The sequence below is a fragment of the Paenibacillus sp. 3LSP genome (assembly GCF_032465655.1).
GTDB classification, from domain to species: Bacteria; Bacillota; Bacilli; order Paenibacillales; family Paenibacillaceae; genus Fontibacillus; species Fontibacillus barengoltzii.
In genome coordinates this window covers 1-16,886 of sequence record NZ_JAWDJI010000263.1, presented here as the reverse complement: position 1 = coordinate 16,886, position 16,886 = coordinate 1, and the positions used below count along the sequence as shown (strand labels likewise).

Sequence of the window (16,886 nt, the reverse complement as noted above, 5' to 3'; positions counted from 1 at the left end):
TGTTCACTCCTTCTCTTCACCCTCAGGGGTAATTTCGTACACTCTTTCCGCAATGTCCGTATACAATACACCATTGAGATGGTCGATTTCATGCTGGAACGCGCGCGCTAGCAGCTCGGAGCCCGTATAAGTCACTTCATTGCCGTTGCGGTCCAGTCCCTTCACGGTAACGGTCATAGCACGGCGAACATCCCCGCGATATCCCGGAATACTGAGGCAGCCTTCCGGCCCGAATTGCTCACCTTCCTTGGACACGATCTCGGGATTGATCAACTCAATCAGTCCGTGCTCATCGCCGACATCAACCACGATCACCCGCTTGAGGATGCCGATTTGCGGCGCAGCCAGACCTACGCCCTCCGCGTCATACATCGTATCCGCCATATCCGTCAACAGTTTTTGAATATTCGGCGTAATCTTCTTCACTTCTTTAGCTACCTGATGTAGCACTTCATCCGGTTCCTTCACAATAATCCGAATCGCCATGATGGCACTCCCTTTCCCGTCATCACTTTCATAGTTTCTCTTGCTCTTTCCCTATTTTATCCCAAATATATGCTAGCGGATGAAAAATGGATCATTTCTTCCGTGCTTACATCAGCATTTGCGGATCGACATCGATACTGATCTGAAGCATTGCATCGCGCCATTGGTCCAGCGTTGCCGCGGCCGTCTCCCGGACCAGGCCTACCGCATCAAGATCGCCGCGGTATTTCACCATGCATTGGATTCGGTAACGGTTCTTGATTCGCGGGATCGGCGAAGCGACCGGGCCAAGTATGTCCAGCGCCGCCGGTACGAACCGATCCAGGCTGCCGAACCATCCCTGGCGTTGAGCTTTTGCCCGCAGATCGCCGGCAAAATTTTCAGCCATGCGCAGCAGCAGCGGCAACTTCTCATGCGACAGCGTAACCAGGATCAACCGGCTGTACGGCGGATAATGCATCGTCTTGCGCGTCTTCAGCTCCTCGCGGACAAACGATAAATAATCGTGGCCGCTGGCATGAACAATCGAATAATGCTCTGGCATATAAGACTGGATAAATACCTCACCGGGCAGTTGGTGCCGCCCTGCGCGCCCGGCAACCTGCGTGAGCAGCTGGAACGTCTTCTCCGCCGACCGGAAATCCGGGAAATTCAGCGCCGTATCCGCCGCGATGACGCCGACCAGCGTCACATCAGGAAAATCCAGCCCCTTCGCAACCATCTGCGTGCCTAGCAGGACATCGCCCTTTTTCTCGCGGAACGCCTGCAGCAGCTTCTCATGGGCGCCTTTTTCGCTAGTGGTATCGACGTCCATGCGAATGACGCGGATGCCGGGAAACAGCTTGGCCAGCTCACCTTCCACCCGCTGGGTTCCGGTACCGAAGTAACGGATATGCTCGCTGCCGCATTCCGGGCACACAGAGGGCGCGACTTCCGCATAACCGCAATAATGACAACGCAGGTTGTTTGACTTCTGATGATACGTAAGCGAGATGTCGCAATTCGGACAACTTGCCACATACCCGCAGGTCCGGCACATGACAAACGTCGAATATCCCCGCCGGTTCAGCAGCAGCACGGTTTGCTCCCCGCGCTCCAGCCGGGCGGCGATGCCTTGATGCAGCGCGCGGCTGAACATCGAGCGATTGCCTTCCTTCAGCTCTTCACGCATATCGACGATTTGCACGCCGGGCAGCCGGCTGCCAGCCGGACGCTGCTTCATCTCCAGCAGAATCGGGGCGAACTCCCCGTACTCGCCGCCTCCGGAACGCGCCGCGTGGTAGCTTTCCAGCGACGGCGTGGCCGAACCTAGAATCACGGCAGCCCCATGCTGGCGGGCCCGTCTCACCGCTACGTCACGGGCATGGTATTTTGGCGTTTCCTCTTGCTTATAGGAGGTTTCATGCTCTTCGTCCATTACGATCAGCCCAAGCTTGCTGAACGGGGCGAAGATCGCCGAGCGTGCGCCAATCGCCACTTCGACGCGGCCTTCGCGGATTTTACGCCATTCGTCGTACCGTTCGCCGGTGGACAAGCGGCTGTGCAGTACCGCCACCTTCGCGCCGAAGCGCCCCTTAAATCGTTCGACCATTTGCGGGGTCAGCGAAATTTCCGGCACGAGGACGATCGCCTGGCGACCCGAAGCAATGCAGCGTTCGATCGTCTGCAAGTACACTTCGGTTTTGCCGCTGCCCGTCACACCGTGCAGCAAGAACACTTCATGCCGCTGAGCGTCCAGCGTTTCCGCAAGACGTTGGTAGACCAACTCCTGCTCCGGCGTGCGCGGCAGCGGCTCACTGCGCTGGAAGCGCCGGCCTTGGTACGGATCGCGGAACACCTCGACATCCTCGATGACGGCAAATCCCTTCTCCGCCAGCTTCTTCACAGTACCGGCGGTTACCTGCAGCGCCTGCAGAACGTCTTGAAGCGACTGCGGCAACCCCACCTCCAGCAGGTATTGCAATACTTCCTTTTGCCGACGCGCCTGCGGGCCAAACGACGCGAGCGCCTCCTGCGCCGCCTCGCCGCTGACTGCGGCAGCAACGGTTTTGACCGTCTTCTTGCGCACCTTGTCCTTGATCGCCTGGCTTTCCGTCAGCACGCCCCGGGCTAACATATCTTTAATGAGGCCGGCAGCCTCCGGATATTTAGCGCCAAGCTGATTCATCGTGACGGTGTCGGAAGCTCGGACGAAACGTAAAATTTCCTCTTCCGCCGGCGTGAGTAACTGCGATAACGTGAAGATATTGGTTTCGCCTTCTGCCCGTCCAACCGCCCCGGTCAACGCCCCTTCTTCAGCGGCGTCATCCGCCACGCGAATATACCGCTCCGCCTTGCCCTTCAGCGCCGCCGGAATCATCGCTTGCAGCGCGGCAATGAGACTGCAGGCATATTTGCGGCTCATCCATTCCGCTAATTCCACCAGGTCCGGCGGCAGCGGCGGCATCATGTCAAGCAGCTCCTGAATCGGCTTCATCCGCGCCGGGTCCATCTCCGGCTGCTCATGTAAGGACACGACAAAGCCCTGAACCGTACGGCGCCCAAACGGAACACCCACCCGGCTGCCCACCTCGATCCAGCCAGCCATCGATTCAGGGATTAAATAGTCAAAAGGCCGGTCGGTTTCCCGGCTCGGCACATCAACAATCACTTTGGCCATACGGTAGGTCATCGGTCAATTCCCGCCAACCGTTCGGCAGCCAGCTCCATAATCTGCAGCGCCACTTCATCCTTGGTCATCTGCGGCACAGATCGAACTAAGCCGGATGCGTCGTAGATATTCACGATGTTCGTTTCAGTACCAAATCCCGCTCCCTGCACGGTCACATCGTTCGCAACCAGAAGATCGCAGTTTTTGCGTTTCAGCTTATCCATGGCATACTGCTCCACATTTTCTGTTTCAGCGGCAAAGCCGATCAGGAACTGCGTTGTTTTTTGTTTGCCTAGGGTCTCCAGGATATCGATGTTTTTTACGAGCTCCAGCACAAGCGAATCCCCGGTTTTTTTGATTTTCTGTTCAGCGGCTTCCTTCGGCCGGTAATCCGCTACGGCGGCGGCCTTAACAAGGATGTCGGTATCCGCCCATACGGCTTGTACCGCCTCGAACATATCCCGAGCCGACTGCACGCGGGTAACCGAAATGCCAACTGGAGGCTCTACCTGCGTATGCCCGGCGATCAACACGACCTCCGCACCGAGGCGCTGTGCTGCTTTGGCGATGGCGAAGCCCATTTTTCCCGAGGAATCGTTGGTAATATAGCGAACCGGGTCAATTCGTTCCACGGTCCCTCCCGCAGTGACGACAACTTTTTTGCCGGCCAAAGGTTTCTGCTCGATACGGGCTTCCCGTGCAAAATAATCCTTTACCACCCGGACGATCGACTCCGGCTCCTCCATCCGTCCTTTCCCGACATAACCGCACGCCAGGAGGCCTTCGCCGGGCTCGATCATCATGACGCCGCGCGCCGTCAGCTCTGCCATATTCCGGACAACCGCCGGGTGCTCGTACATGTGGACGTTCATCGCCGGTGCCAGCATAATTGGCGCCTGGGTCGCCAGCAGCGTCGTCGAGAGCATCTCATCTGCGATCCCTGCTGCCATTTTGCCGATGATGTTCGCGGTGGCCGGAGCGACCAGCACCAGATCAGCCCAATCCGCCAAATTAATATGTGCGATGGAATCGGCGTGTTTTTCGTCAAAGGTATCGGTGTATACGAAATTTTTCGATAACGCCTGCATCGTCAGCTCTGTGATAAATTTGGTCGCAGATTGAGTCATAATGACGCGAACCTCCGCGCCTTCCTTCACCAGCTTGCTGCACAAGGATGCCGCTTTGAACGCGGCGATACCGCCGGTCACGCCTAACAAAACCTTCTTGCCGGTTAACATCGCTATCCCTCGCTTTCCCCAAACGAAAAAAATAACAACCTCGCGGTTGTCGTAAAAAGAAGCCCGGAGGCCTTTCGTATATGCTTTGTTCTCTGAACGAGTCTGGTGTTAGTCTTTGTTGATCTCTTCCGTCACTACGTCATCTTGTTTCAACTTAATGTAGTCCCCGTAGATCTCTTCGAGGGCAATGCCCACTTGCTTGTGCGACTTCGGTTGCTTCAGTTCGCTCTTCTCCCCTTCACGCAGCTGTCTCGCGCGCCGGGAAGCCGCTACAACCAAAGAGTATTTGCTGCCGACTTTTCCAAGCATTTTGTCAATCGATGGATACAGCATGTTCAAAAACACCTCTTCTTATTTGGACTCATCGCCATATGAAGCGTTAGCTAGCACGACTTGCGAATTCTGCAATGCTCCGCGATGATAATGGATTGTATTCTCTGACAAGCTAAATCGATCTCGTCATTCACGACGGCGTAATCATAATTCTCCATCAGTCCGATCTCATGGGCTGCCACGCTCATACGATGATCGATCGTCGCCTGGTTCTCCGTCCCCCGACCTTGAATCCGGCCTTTCAGTTCATCAAGCGATGGAGGAAGCAGGAACACGAACACGCCCTCAGGGAATTTCTCTTTCACTTTGAGCGCTCCCTGAACCTCGATTTCCAAAATGATATCCTTCCCGCCAGCCAGCGTTTCCTCCACGAAATCGCGGGGAGTCCCGTAAAAATTGCCGACGTACTCCGCATACTCCAGAAGCTGATCATTCTCGATCATTTCCTGGAATTGCTCACGGGTTTTGAAGAAATAATTGACGCCGTTCTCTTCCCCAGCTCGGGGTTGCCGTGTGGTGGCCGAGACGGAATAAACCAGCTCCGGCATCCGCTTGCGCAGCTCAGTGCATACTGTTCCTTTGCCAACGCCAGACGGTCCGGATAATACGATAAGTAACCCTTTAGACATAGCTCTCTCCATTTTATTCGTCGTTGTCTTCTTCCTTGGTGGACAGACGATGAGCGACGGTCTCTGGCTGGACCGCCGATAATATCACATGATCGCTGTCCGTGATGATCACCGCGCGCGTACGCCGCCCGTATGTAGCATCGATCAGCATGTGGCGATCTCTCGCTTCTTGAATGATCCGCTTGATCGGCGCAGACTCGGGGCTGACGATCGATATGATCCGGTTGGCCGATACGATATTACCAAAGCCGATGTTAATAAGTTTAATTGCCATGTTCAGGTAGTTCCCCCTAATTTGCTTCACTCACCCGGCGCCGGGTAGATGGCTTACTCGAGATTCGCCGCCTGCTCGCGGATCTTCTCTAACTCAGCCTTCATCTCGACAACCAGGTTGACTAGAGCCAAATGATTGGCTTTAGATCCAATCGTATTGGTTTCCCGGTTCATTTCCTGTATGAGAAAATCCAGCTTGCGCCCTACCGGTTCATAAGCTTGAAGCAGACTGCGGCACTGTTCGAAGTGACTCTTCAGCCGAATCAGTTCCTCGTCGATGTTCGACCGGTCCGCAAACACGGCCACTTCCATCGCAAATCGCTGCTCGTCGTAGTTCCCGTCCAGCAGTTCGGTTAGCCGATTCTTCAGACGGGTTCGGTACTCTTTCACAACTTCCGGAGCCAACCGAACCAGTTCGCCATGGATCGCTTCCAGCCGCTGCAGTCGCGCACCCAAATCGGCGGCCAAATGCTTCCCTTCCCGTTCCCGCATGCCCAAAAGCCCAATCAGCGCTTCCTCCAAGCCTTCGGTCAGCACCTGTTCCCATCCGGGATCAGCACTGCCGGCCGGAGCTGCTTCCTCGGGCGTCGTCAAGACATCCGGCAGAGATAGCAAATCTTTGGCGCTTAGCTTCGCGTCAACACCGTAGTGCTTGGCGAGCTCACCCGCTGCCTTCAGGTATGCTTCGACGACCGGACGGTTTAATACGTAAGGAAGGGTGCCGGATTCATCGCGTTCTTTACTGATGTATACATCAATGCGTCCCCGTTTGATATGGCGCTGAACCAGACGCCTTAGTCCGTCTTCGTAGCACGTCCATTCCCGCGGCATCCGCAGAACAACCTCAGCATACCGATGGTTGACGGACTTGATTTCAAATTGGACGACGTAACCGCCATATGATCTGACGGCCCCACCGTACCCAGTCATACTGTGCGACATAGGCATCACATCCGTTACCCTATTGTAATTGATTATGACAACCGAGACAAGTGGGCCGAGCCCCGTTTGGACTTCTCGCGAATATAATTCGTTAATGCGACATTCATTTCATAGAACATAAACGGCGTCATGAGATAAATTCCGTTAAAATGCTCCATCGCCGTATCGAGCAGCTCTTTGGCGATCTCAACGCCCATCGCCCGTCCCTCTTCACCTTGCAGGCCCTCCATCCGCTTGCGAACTTCATCCGACAGCTGGATTCCAGGCACCTCATTATGCAAGTATTCAGCGTTCTTGCCACTGGCCAGCGGCATAATGCCGATGAAGATCGGCACGTCCAAATGCGCCGTTGCCTGCTTGATCGCCACGATCAGCTCCGGATCGTATACCGGCTGAGTCATGATGTAATCCGCGCCGGAGGCGATCTTCTTCTCCAGCCGCTCCACCGCTTTGTGCAAATGCTTTACATTCGGATTAAACGCGGCGCCTACGACGAATTTGGCTTTTTGCTTTAACGGCTTCCCGGAAAAAGAAATCCCTTCATTCAACTGCTTGATCATCCGAATGATCTCAAATGACGTCAAGTCGTACACTGAGCTCGCTCCCGGCAAATCGCCAAAGCGGGCAGGGTCGCCCGTCACCGCGAGCACGTGGTCGATGCCCAGCGCATCGAATCCCATCATATGCGACTGTGTACCGATGAGATTGCGGTCCCGGCAGGCGATGTGCACCAGCGGTCTTACGCCAAGCTGAGACTGGACGAGATGTCCAAGCGCCATGTTGCTCATCCGCGTCACCGCCAGCGAGTTATCCGCCAGCGTAAGCGCATCGATGCCCGCTTCTTTCAGAGCAGCTGCGCCCTCCATAAATTTCCCGATATCCAGGTCGCGCGGCGGATCCAACTCAACGATAACGGTATGCCGTTCTTTCACGAGCTCGGTCAAGCTCGGAAGCTTGTGGTTCTCCCCGCCGCCGGATACAGCCCCCTTGTCGCTGGAGGCGACAGGTACGGCATTCGACTGCTCGTTGATTGATAGGCTAGCAGACAGATGCGGCTTAGGCAGCTTCTGTTCCTTCGCCAGCGGCTGAGCAGCGTACCCTTCCAAGGCTTTGGCCATCGCGGCAATATGCTCCGGTGTCGTACCGCAGCAGCCTCCAATCAATCTCGCCCCTAAATCGGCGAAAGCACGGGCACACTTTCCAAAATAATCCGGAGTCGCTCCATATACATATTCTCCATCGATATAGTCCGCCAAACCTGCATTGGGGAAAACGGACATCGGCACGTTGAGCGGCCCCTCCACGTCATCCATCACACCCATGATTCCTTTTGGACCGGAATGGCAGTTGAAGCCAACCACGTCCGCCCCTTCCTCAACCACCGCTCCAAACGCATCTGGAATCGTAAATCCGTCCAGCGTGCGTCCGATTTGATCGACGGCGAACTGGCAAATCACCGGAACATCCGTCAGCTTGCGAGCTTGTCCCAAAGCGATTCGCATTTCTCCAAGGTCGTAAAACGTCTCGAACAGCAGCGCATCCACCCCTTCGCTCAGCAAAGCAGCAATTTGCTGCTCAAAATATTTGCCAAGCTCTTGGTCGGTGACGTTCGCCCGCTTGCCGCCGCGGATGGAACCAACCGCTCCTGCAACATACGCACGTTCGCCCGCGGCTTGCTTCGCGATCCGTACTGCAGCCCGGTTGATATCCTCCACCTTGGCCTCCAGTCCGAATTTAGACAATTTATAGTAATTTGCCGAAAACGTATTGGTTTCCAACAGCCTTGCCCCAGCATCGAGATAGCGGCGATGGATGTCGCCGATCACGTCGGGGCGCAGCAAATTAAATTCTTCATAAGAAATGCCGACCGGAAAACCCAATTGGTACAAATACGTCCCCATGGCCCCGTCGCCGACAATAACTTCGCGCTCCAAAGTCGCACGCAAATCCGGTTTCATGCTTCTGCCCCCTGACTGCCGTGAAGTTAACTCGCATTATGAATCAATCCCGGCGCAAACTATTATCATATTAATTTATCATAAATCGTTCTGATTGATAAGGTATCGCCGGTGAAGATCGCTGGTAGTTACCGTAAAAAAAGCCGGACTCCCGATCAGGGAACCCGGCGATTGTTCATCATCCTCTCGGATGAACGTTATGCTTCGATTATTTCGACCACGTAAACTCCGACTTAAACTTCGACGTTACCTTTGTATACCGCTTCGGCTGGCCCCGTCATATAGACATGATTGTCGCGTTCATCCCATTCGATGAACAAGTCTCCGCCCTTGAGTCCTATCCAGGCGGCGCGATCCGTCAATCCGTTTAGGACGGAGGACACCAGCGTAGCGCAAGCGCCCGTACCGCAAGCCAGCGTTGGGCCTGCCCCGCGTTCCCATACGCGCATCTCCACCCGCTCACGATTCGTCACCGTGGCGAATTCTACGTTGATCTTGCGCGGGAAGTATGGATGTACCTCCAGCTTCGGTCCCCACGTGGTCACTTCGAAATTCGGCGCATCATCCACATAGATGACGCAATGTGGATTGCCCATCGAGACGGCCGTAAACTTAAATTCTTGACCGTCCGTCTCAATCGGCTGGCTTACTATCGGATTTTGATTCAGCGTCGTTGGAATTGTCAGGCCGTCCAGGATCGGTTCGCCCATGTCGACCCGCACCGTCTTGACCACACCGTCTTCGACCTGCAAGGTCACTTGCTGAACGCCTGCTCCCAACGTTTCAATCGTTACGCTGTCTTTATCCACCAGACGGTTGTCATAGACGTATTTGGCTACGCAGCGAATCGCGTTGCCGCATTGTTCTGCTTCCGTACCGTCCGAGTTAATAATCCGCATTTTAAAATCCGCTTTGTCCGACGGGAGAATAAATACCAATCCGTCCCCGCCAACGCCAAAATATCGGTCACACCACCGGATCGCCAGTTCGGATACGTTATCCGGCAGCTGTTGTTCACCATAAAATACGAGAAAATCGTTACCTAGTCCATGCATTTTTGTAAATTCCATGCTAACCCCACTCCTGCATCGTTGGATGATAGGGTTAGTCTACGCCTTTGCCCGGTAGAAAAGCTATTGATTTTATGCACGAATGTTTGTACTTTTCGCGGTAACAAAGGGACGCGGTCCACTGCTGCGCCGTTTCCGATTGCCTGACCAGACGCTGCCCGCGCCCATTAGGAAGGTCGGAATGCCTGCGGCCACCAGCGTGATTGCCCACTCCCGCGTGCCAAGCGGTACCGTTTTGAAGATCGGCTGAAGCGGTTCAATGTACATGACGCCAAGCAGCAGCACAATCGACGACAGGACGGCGGCCACTAAATATTTATTTTGCAAAATGTTACGATGGAAAATCGACCGCGAGCTGCGGCAATCAAACACATGGATCAGCTGCGCCATAACCAGCGTCGCGAAGGCGACGGATTGCGCTTTGACCAGTTGGGCCGGATCCGACGGCGCATGGCGCAGCGTCAGCCAGAACGCCCCCAGCGTACATACGCCGATCAGCACGCCGCGGCTGATGATCTTCCACCCTAACCGACGGGCAAAAATATTTTCGTTCTTGCCGCGCGGCTTGTGTTCCATCAAGTCTTTTTCCGGTTGATCGACACCGAGTGCCATCGCTGGCAAACCGTCGGTCACCAGGTTCACCCACAAAATCTGGATCGGCAGCAGCGGCAGCGGCAAGCCTGCCAGCATGGCGAAGAACATCGTCAGAATTTCGCCGACATTGGAGGCCAGCAAATAACGAATAAACTTGCGAATGTTCTCATAAATGCTGCGTCCTTCCTCAATTGCAGCGACGATCGACGTGAAATTGTCATCACTGAGGATGAGCGAGGACGCTTCTTTGGAGACGTCGGTGCCGGTCATGCCCATGGCGATGCCGATATCAGCGGCTTTGATGGCCGGCGCATCGTTTACGCCATCGCCGGTCATCGCCACCACATGCCCGTTCCGCTGCAGCGCCTTCACGATCCGCAGCTTATGCTCCGGCGACACCCGGGAGTAGACGTAGGTGTGCTCTACCTGCTTCTCCAGCTCCTCGTCGCTCAGCATCTCCAGCTGCTGGCCTGACATCGAGGTGCCGCCCCGCGGCAAAATACCCAGATCGGCGGCGATCGCTTCGGCGGTCAGCCCATGGTCGCCGGTGATCATCACCGTCTTGATACCTGCCCGGCGGCAGACGGTAATCGCGTCCCGCACTTCGCGGCGCGGCGGATCGATCATGCCGGTAAGGCCTACGAAGATCAGTTGGGATTCCACTTGATCTTCATGCTCCGCCCCCTCGGTTGGCTTCAAATCGCGGTAGGCCAGCCCAAGCACCCGAAGGGCACTGCGGGCCATTTGTTCGTTGGCTGCTTGCACTTTCTGCCGGAACGTGCCGGTGAAAGGCACCACTTTGCCATCCCACAGGATATAAGAGCAGCGTTCAAGCAACATATCCGGTGCCCCTTTGACAAGCGCCATTTTGCCGCCTTGATGGGAGACGATGACGGACATCCGCTTCCGCTTGGAATCAAAAGGAAACTCCTGATCGCGGACATACATTCCGCTCAAGGTTCCCGGCGTCATTCCCATTTTGGACGCCAGCGTTACCAACGCTCCCTCGGTTGGATCGCCCTTCAGCTTCCAGACCGAACCACCTGCAGCGGCTTCCTCCTTCGTCTTGCGGCGGCCGCGCTTCTCCGGATCGTCCTCATAGATCACCGCATTGCTGCACAGCGCGCTGATCTGCAACAACCGGCGCAAGCTTTGATCATTGCGCATATCGACTGGCTTGCCTTGGTCCAGAATATTGCCAACCGGCTCGTAGCCCTCGCCTGTCACTTCCAGCGACCGGCCTTCCAGCCACACCCGGGTTACGGTCATTTTGTTTTGAGTCAGCGTGCCGGTCTTGTCCGAACAGATGACCGTAGCGCAGCCCAGCGTTTCCACCGACGGCAGCTTGCGGACGATCGCCTTGCGTTTGATCATACGCTGCACGCCTAGTGCCAACGCGATCGTCACGATGGCTGGCAGACCTTCCGGGATCGCAGCCACGGCGAGACTCACTCCGGCGAAGAACATGCTGGCTGCCGGCTGTCCCTGCAGAATCCCCAGCAGCACCACAACGACGGTCAAACCGAGCGCCACATAAATCAAAATTTTGCCGAGCTGCTCCAGACGCCGTTGCAGCGGGGTTTCTTGGACTTCGGTATTTTGGATTAAATCGGCGATTTTCCCCATCTCGGTGTCCATGCCCGTGCGGATCACGATCCCCCGGCCCGTCCCGCGGGTAATCATCGTGCCCATGAAGCCGATGTTCTTCTGATCGCCCAGCGGGACGTCGCTTTCACTAAGCACCCCCGCATGTTTGCCCACCGGATGCGATTCGCCAGTCAATGCAGATTCTTCCACGTCCAAGCTGTTCGTAGATAACCACCGGATATCAGCCGGAATCCGGTCCCCGCTTTCCAGCAGGACAATATCCCCTGGAACAAGCTCTCTGGCAGGAATATGCTTGACGACGCCTTGGCGCAGCACATTGGCATGGGGCGCGGACAGTTCTTTTAATGCCCGCAGGGAACGCTCCGCACGGAATTCTTGGATAAATCCAAGCACCCCGTTCAGAATGATGATGGCGATGATGGTGACGGCATCCAGATACTCGCCGAGAAAACCGGATATCAGCGTGGCACCCATCAGCACCAGCATCATAAAATCCTTGAACTGGTTCAGGAACAGCAGAATCGGAGAGATGCGCTCTCCTTCCTTCAGTTCGTTCCAGCCAAATTCCTCGCGTCTCTTCTGCGCTTCTTCATCGGTCAGGCCCTGTTCACGCGTGACGCCGAAGTGTTGCAAAAGCGCATCACTGCTCCACTGGTGCCAGTTTTTTTGTTCCATCCTCCTTAATTCCCCTTCCGTTTATTATGCAGTATCGGCGTGAAGGCTTTTCCACCTAGGGTAAATGTATTCCAGCCAGTCCCAAATTATCACAGGGGAGCCCTTAAGTTTTTGCCCGAAGTATGGCATCATAGAAGGGGGCTTTCTCGTGAAGCCGCCGTTTTTATACCACAGTTTCAGAACAGGAGATTATCATAAAATGGCACTCGACGGCATCGTAACCCGAGCGATCGTACACGAATTGCAAGCCTGCATCGGCGGTCGCATCAATAAAATACACCAGCCCGCAGAAAGCGACCTCGTCTTTCACTTGCGCACGCATGCGGGCAATAAGCGGCTCCTGCTGTCGGCGAATCCGACATACCCGCGGATTCATTTCACGGAAAGTTCATTTCCGAATCCGTTGGAGGCACCGATGTTCTGCATGCTGCTGCGCAAGCACTGCGAAGGCGGGACCATCGAAGCGGTGACGCAGGTCGGCATGGAGCGGATCATCCATATCGACGTCCGTACTCGCGATGAGCTTGGAGATTTATCCATCAAGCGGATCATCATCGAATTGATGGGACGGCACAGCAACATCATCTTGGTTGACCCCGCCACCGGCACCCAGTTGGACGGGATACATCACGTGACGCCGGCCATTTCCGGCTATCGGGTCGTCATGCCCGGCTTCGCCTATACCGCGCCGCCAGAGCAGCACAAGCTTCATCCGCTCGAAGCGGATCGGGCGGCGTTTATGGGCGCCTGGCAAGCGGCAACAGCCGAAGGCAAAGGCAGCAACTGGCTGGTCGATGCCTTCGCCGGGCTCAGCCCGCTGATCGCCGGCGAAATCTACGCCCGCGCCGGAGTCAGCGGCATTGCAGCCGAGATCGGGCTTAACCCGGAGGAGGCGGAGCGGTTATGGGGGGCTTTTAACGGATTGATGGAGGAGGTTCGCAGCCAGAACTATTCCCCCATGACCGGCGAAAACGCCAAAGGAAAAAGCATCTTCTCCGCCGTCCGTCTCACAAGCGCCCACGGGGAGATTCGCACCTATTCTTCGATCAGTGAATGCATGGAAGATTACTACGGGGATAAAGCGCTGCGGGATACGGTCAAACAGAAGACGAGCGACCTGCTGCGCTTCCTGCAAAACGAGCGAAACAAAAACATCAAGAAGCTGACCAACCTGGAGAAGGATCTAAGCGAAGCCGAGGATGCCGAACGTTACCGCATCTGGGGTGAGTTGCTGCTGCCTTCGTTGCATGCGATTCGCAAAGGGGACACCAGCGTGGAGCTGATCAACTACTACGATGAAGAGCAGAAAATGGAGACGATTCCACTGGATCCGCTGCTAACCCCATCGGAGAACGCCCAGCGGTATTTTAAGAAGTACAACAAATTTAAGAACAGTCTCGCGGTCATCGAAGAACAGATGAAGCTGGCGAAAGAGGAAATTGCTTACCTCGACGGCTTGCTGCAGCAGTTAAACGATGCGACGTTAAGCGATATCGACGAAATCCGCGAGGAGTTGACTCAGCAGGGATATTTGCGAGACCGGGCCAAGCGGGGCAAGAAGAAGAAAAAGAACGACCGTCCGACGCTGCACGTCTATACTTCGTCGGAGGGCATCGAAATTTACGTCGGCAAAAACAACCTGCAAAACGAATACGTCACCAACCGGCTCGGCAAACCCAACGATACTTGGCTCCATACGAAGGATATCCCGGGTTCCCACGTCCTGATCCGCAGCGAGTCATACGGAGACGCAACGCTGAATGAGGCCGCGCAACTTGCCGCTTATTTCAGCCAGGCGAAGCAATCCAGCAGCGTTCCGGTGGACTGCACGCTCATCCGCTACGTCCGCAAGCCAAACGGCGCCAAGCCCGGCTTCGTCATTTATGACCACCAACGGACGTTGTATGTCACGCCGGATGAGCAGCTTATTAAATCGTTGCCAAACACGGTGAAGAACGGCTGATGGCTATTGGTAGCCCAATCAAAAACGGTGTTCCATTAGGGTCCATAGATGTATAGACCCTTTGGAACACCGTTTTTTCAGTTCTTTGCAGTCCGTCTGACCGCCTCTGCCGCCTGTTTCAACCGTTCCACCGTACCCGGCGGTGCCGTGCGTCCACCTAAATCACCGTGAAAAACAACCCCCTGCCGCACACCGTGATAATCAGATCCCCCGGTAACGATTAGCCCGTACTGCTCGGCCATGGCGGTATAACGGCTCTCCTCTTCTGGGCCGTGGTCAGAATGGTACACTTCAATCCCATCCGGCTTCCCGTGCTCCAGGATTGACCGTACCAACTCGTCGTCCCCGTATAAGCCCGGATGCGCTAACACTGCCGCGCCGCCTCCCTCATGAATCCACATGATGGCCTCTTCCGGTGCTATGCGCGGCAGAGAAGCATAGCCGGGTTTGCCTTCGGCTAAATATCGATCAAAAGCCTCGCGCATATCCGATACATATCCCTTGCGAACAAGGGCATCTGCGATATGAGGCCGGCCTAGGCTTTCCCCCGGACGCAGCGGCCGGTCCAGCCCAGCTTGCACTTCCTCCATCGTAATCTCAACGCCTAACTGCTGCAGCTTCGCGATAATTAGATGATTTCGCTCCTCCCGAACCGAACGCAGCCGGGCCAAGCGCTCCTGAAGCTGCTCATCCTCGTAATCCAGGAAGTATCCCAACACATGGATGTCTTTGCCCCCGGCCCTTGTGCTGATTTCAATGCCGGGGACAACGTCCACGCCAAGCTCCTGCCCAGCCAGCAATGCTTCCCCAATCCCGGCAACGGTATCGTGATCTGTGATAGCCAAGCCAGTGAGCCCTTTTTCCTTGGCCAGCCTTACGTTTTCCGCCGGCTTATTCATCCCGTCCGAAGCTTGGGTATGTGAATGAAGGTCGTAACGTTCGTCTGCCAATGGTTTCATGTGATCCCATCCTTCATTTTCTCAATGGTTTTATGCAGTTTGTGAATTTTCCCGCAGAAAAGTCAAAAACGTCACTGCGGTGACCGGCAACAGCGTCGACTTCAAATGAATCGAATAAAACATCCGTTTAAAAGACAACCCTTCAATATCCAGCACCTCCAGCAGTCCCAGCGCCTGCTCATGCTTAACGGAAGAAGGCGAAATAATTGTGATGCCGATCCCGGCCTCGACGGCTGATTTTACCGCCCCCGTGCTGCCAAGCTCCATCACAGTACGAAGTTGGTTGATGTCAACGCCGCATCTCCGCAATTCATCCTCCATCACCTGACGGGTGCCAGAGCCTTTTTCCCGCAGTACAAAGGGGTAATGAATCGCTTCCTCCACCGTTACGGACCTTCTCCCTGACAGCGGGTGACCGGCGGGAACAATCAGCTTAAGCTCATCCTCCATGACAGGTTCAGATACCAAATCCGGATGTTGAACCGGTGCCTCAACTAACCCAAAATTCAGTTGGTGATTCAGAATCTCCTCAATGATTTGCGTCGTATTGATTACCTTCATCACAATTGAAATATGAGGATATCGCTGCCCAAACGGACCTAGGAGCCGAGGAAGGACATATTCCCCGATCGTCAAGCTGGAGCCGAGCTGAAGCCGCCCTTCCAGCATTGACGTATGCCGCGACATGGCCTGCTCCGTTTCACGAATTAACTCAACGCTTTGGCGAGCAAACGGCATTAAAGTTTGTCCGGCTTCCGTTAATTCGATTCTTTTGGTAGAACGGATCAGTAGCTTGGTGCCGAAGTAATCTTCCAGCGATTGGATTTGCATCGTAACCGCAGGCTGAGTCATGTGCAGGGCCTGGGCTGCAGCCGAGAAGCTGCCACGCTGCGCCACCGTATAGAAAATATGAAGCTGGTGATAGTTTAACGCCATCGTCCGGCACTCCCCTTTCTCTCCATTGCAAAGCTCTCCATTAACAATAGCATGCTCGCCCCAACTACATAAAGTGCCCGTACCATGAATTTGATGCAGGATCAAAAAAACGCGCTTGTATATAGTCTTGTGCGCCTCTTTTGCACCATTATCCCTTTTGCTCAGAAGAGGGAGATTCAGGAGGATCATCTTCTTCTTACCGGCCTTTTCGCACCATTATCCCCTTTGTTCAGAAAAGAGGGGCCGATAGGCCCGATGGTAAGGAGGTTACCCGGAAATCCGATCAACCTCTGAATATCGGATGGTCAATGTGGTATTTTTTTCTTGATAATAGAACGTACGTTTGGTATAATTTAGAAAAGAGAACGTATGTACGCATTTAATGGAGGAAGCGGACATGAAATTAGGCATGAATACGGAGCATCAAGCTATCAGCCGTCGTTTTCAAAATGAAGCCGACTGCATCGAGGCGATCATCGCGATGAAGTGGCCAAATGGCTTTGTCTGCCCGCGCTGCGCTTATACCGAGTGCACCCGTCTGTCCACTCGACATATTCCTTTATTTGAATGCG

Annotated in this window: 14 protein-coding genes; 2 read left to right on the top strand and 12 right to left on the bottom strand. The window is 54.9% G+C overall.

What is annotated here, in order from left to right; all coding sequences use genetic code 11:
* Positions 1–3: 3 nt before the first annotated feature.
* The 10 genes from def to RW092_RS22945 all read right to left on the bottom strand — a co-directional run bounded on the left by def (position 4) and on the right by RW092_RS22945 (position 12,456).
* On the bottom strand, positions 4–486 hold the full coding sequence (def, locus tag RW092_RS22990) for a peptide deformylase (RefSeq protein WP_009225251.1): 483 nt from the start codon (positions 484–486) through the stop codon (positions 4–6).
* Positions 487–592: 106 nt separating this feature from the next.
* Positions 593–3,157, bottom strand: a complete 2,565-nt coding sequence (priA, locus tag RW092_RS22985) for a primosomal protein N' (protein WP_316011387.1) — start codon at positions 3,155–3,157, stop codon at positions 593–595.
* On the bottom strand, positions 3,154–4,374 hold the full coding sequence (gene coaBC / locus RW092_RS22980; protein WP_127575111.1) for a bifunctional phosphopantothenoylcysteine decarboxylase/phosphopantothenate--cysteine ligase CoaBC: 1,221 nt from the start codon (positions 4,372–4,374) through the stop codon (positions 3,154–3,156). Before coaBC ends, priA begins: the two co-directional genes overlap by 4 nt.
* Before the next feature lie 108 nt (positions 4,375–4,482).
* Entirely contained in the window at positions 4,483–4,707 is a 225-nt protein-coding gene (rpoZ, locus tag RW092_RS22975; RefSeq protein ID WP_016311615.1) for a DNA-directed RNA polymerase subunit omega, read from the bottom strand.
* Between the two features lie 50 nt (positions 4,708–4,757).
* A complete protein-coding gene (gmk, locus tag RW092_RS22970; protein WP_016311614.1) occupies positions 4,758–5,336 on the bottom strand; it encodes a guanylate kinase in 579 nt (192 codons plus the stop codon).
* A gap of 13 nt (positions 5,337–5,349) precedes the next feature.
* Positions 5,350–5,610, bottom strand: a complete 261-nt coding sequence (gene remA, locus RW092_RS22965) for an extracellular matrix/biofilm regulator RemA (protein WP_009225246.1) — start codon at positions 5,608–5,610, stop codon at positions 5,350–5,352.
* A 53-nt stretch (positions 5,611–5,663) separates the two neighbouring features.
* Positions 5,664–6,551, bottom strand: a complete 888-nt coding sequence (locus RW092_RS22960; protein ID WP_016311613.1) for a YicC/YloC family endoribonuclease — start codon at positions 6,549–6,551, stop codon at positions 5,664–5,666.
* Between the two features lie 32 nt (positions 6,552–6,583).
* Positions 6,584–8,509, bottom strand: coding sequence for a bifunctional homocysteine S-methyltransferase/methylenetetrahydrofolate reductase (locus tag RW092_RS22955; protein ID WP_316011386.1), 1,926 nt, complete (start codon positions 8,507–8,509; stop codon positions 6,584–6,586).
* A gap of 233 nt (positions 8,510–8,742) precedes the next feature.
* Positions 8,743–9,579, bottom strand: coding sequence for a diaminopimelate epimerase (gene dapF / locus RW092_RS22950; RefSeq protein ID WP_028538319.1), 837 nt, complete (start codon positions 9,577–9,579; stop codon positions 8,743–8,745).
* A 72-nt stretch (positions 9,580–9,651) separates the two neighbouring features.
* A complete protein-coding gene (locus RW092_RS22945) occupies positions 9,652–12,456 on the bottom strand; it encodes a calcium-translocating P-type ATPase, SERCA-type (RefSeq protein WP_016311610.1) in 2,805 nt (934 codons plus the stop codon).
* A 199-nt stretch (positions 12,457–12,655) separates the two neighbouring features.
* Between RW092_RS22945 and RW092_RS22940 the strand changes: the two genes are divergently transcribed.
* A complete protein-coding gene (locus RW092_RS22940) occupies positions 12,656–14,419 on the top strand; it encodes an Rqc2 family fibronectin-binding protein (RefSeq protein ID WP_028538321.1) in 1,764 nt (587 codons plus the stop codon).
* A 77-nt stretch (positions 14,420–14,496) separates the two neighbouring features.
* On the opposite strand, the gene RW092_RS22935 is transcribed toward RW092_RS22940, so the two are convergent.
* Together RW092_RS22935 and RW092_RS22930 are read right to left on the bottom strand one after the other, a co-directional pair.
* Positions 14,497–15,378, bottom strand: a complete 882-nt coding sequence (locus tag RW092_RS22935) for a PHP domain-containing protein (protein WP_316011385.1) — start codon at positions 15,376–15,378, stop codon at positions 14,497–14,499.
* 30 nt (positions 15,379–15,408) lie between these two features.
* On the bottom strand, positions 15,409–16,314 hold the full coding sequence (locus RW092_RS22930) for a selenium metabolism-associated LysR family transcriptional regulator (protein WP_036624348.1): 906 nt from the start codon (positions 16,312–16,314) through the stop codon (positions 15,409–15,411).
* Positions 16,315–16,711: 397 nt separating this feature from the next.
* Here RW092_RS22930 and RW092_RS22925 point away from each other — a divergent pair.
* A partial coding sequence (locus RW092_RS22925) for a transposase (RefSeq protein WP_486187856.1) occupies positions 16,712–16,886 on the top strand: 175 nt, incomplete at its 3' end.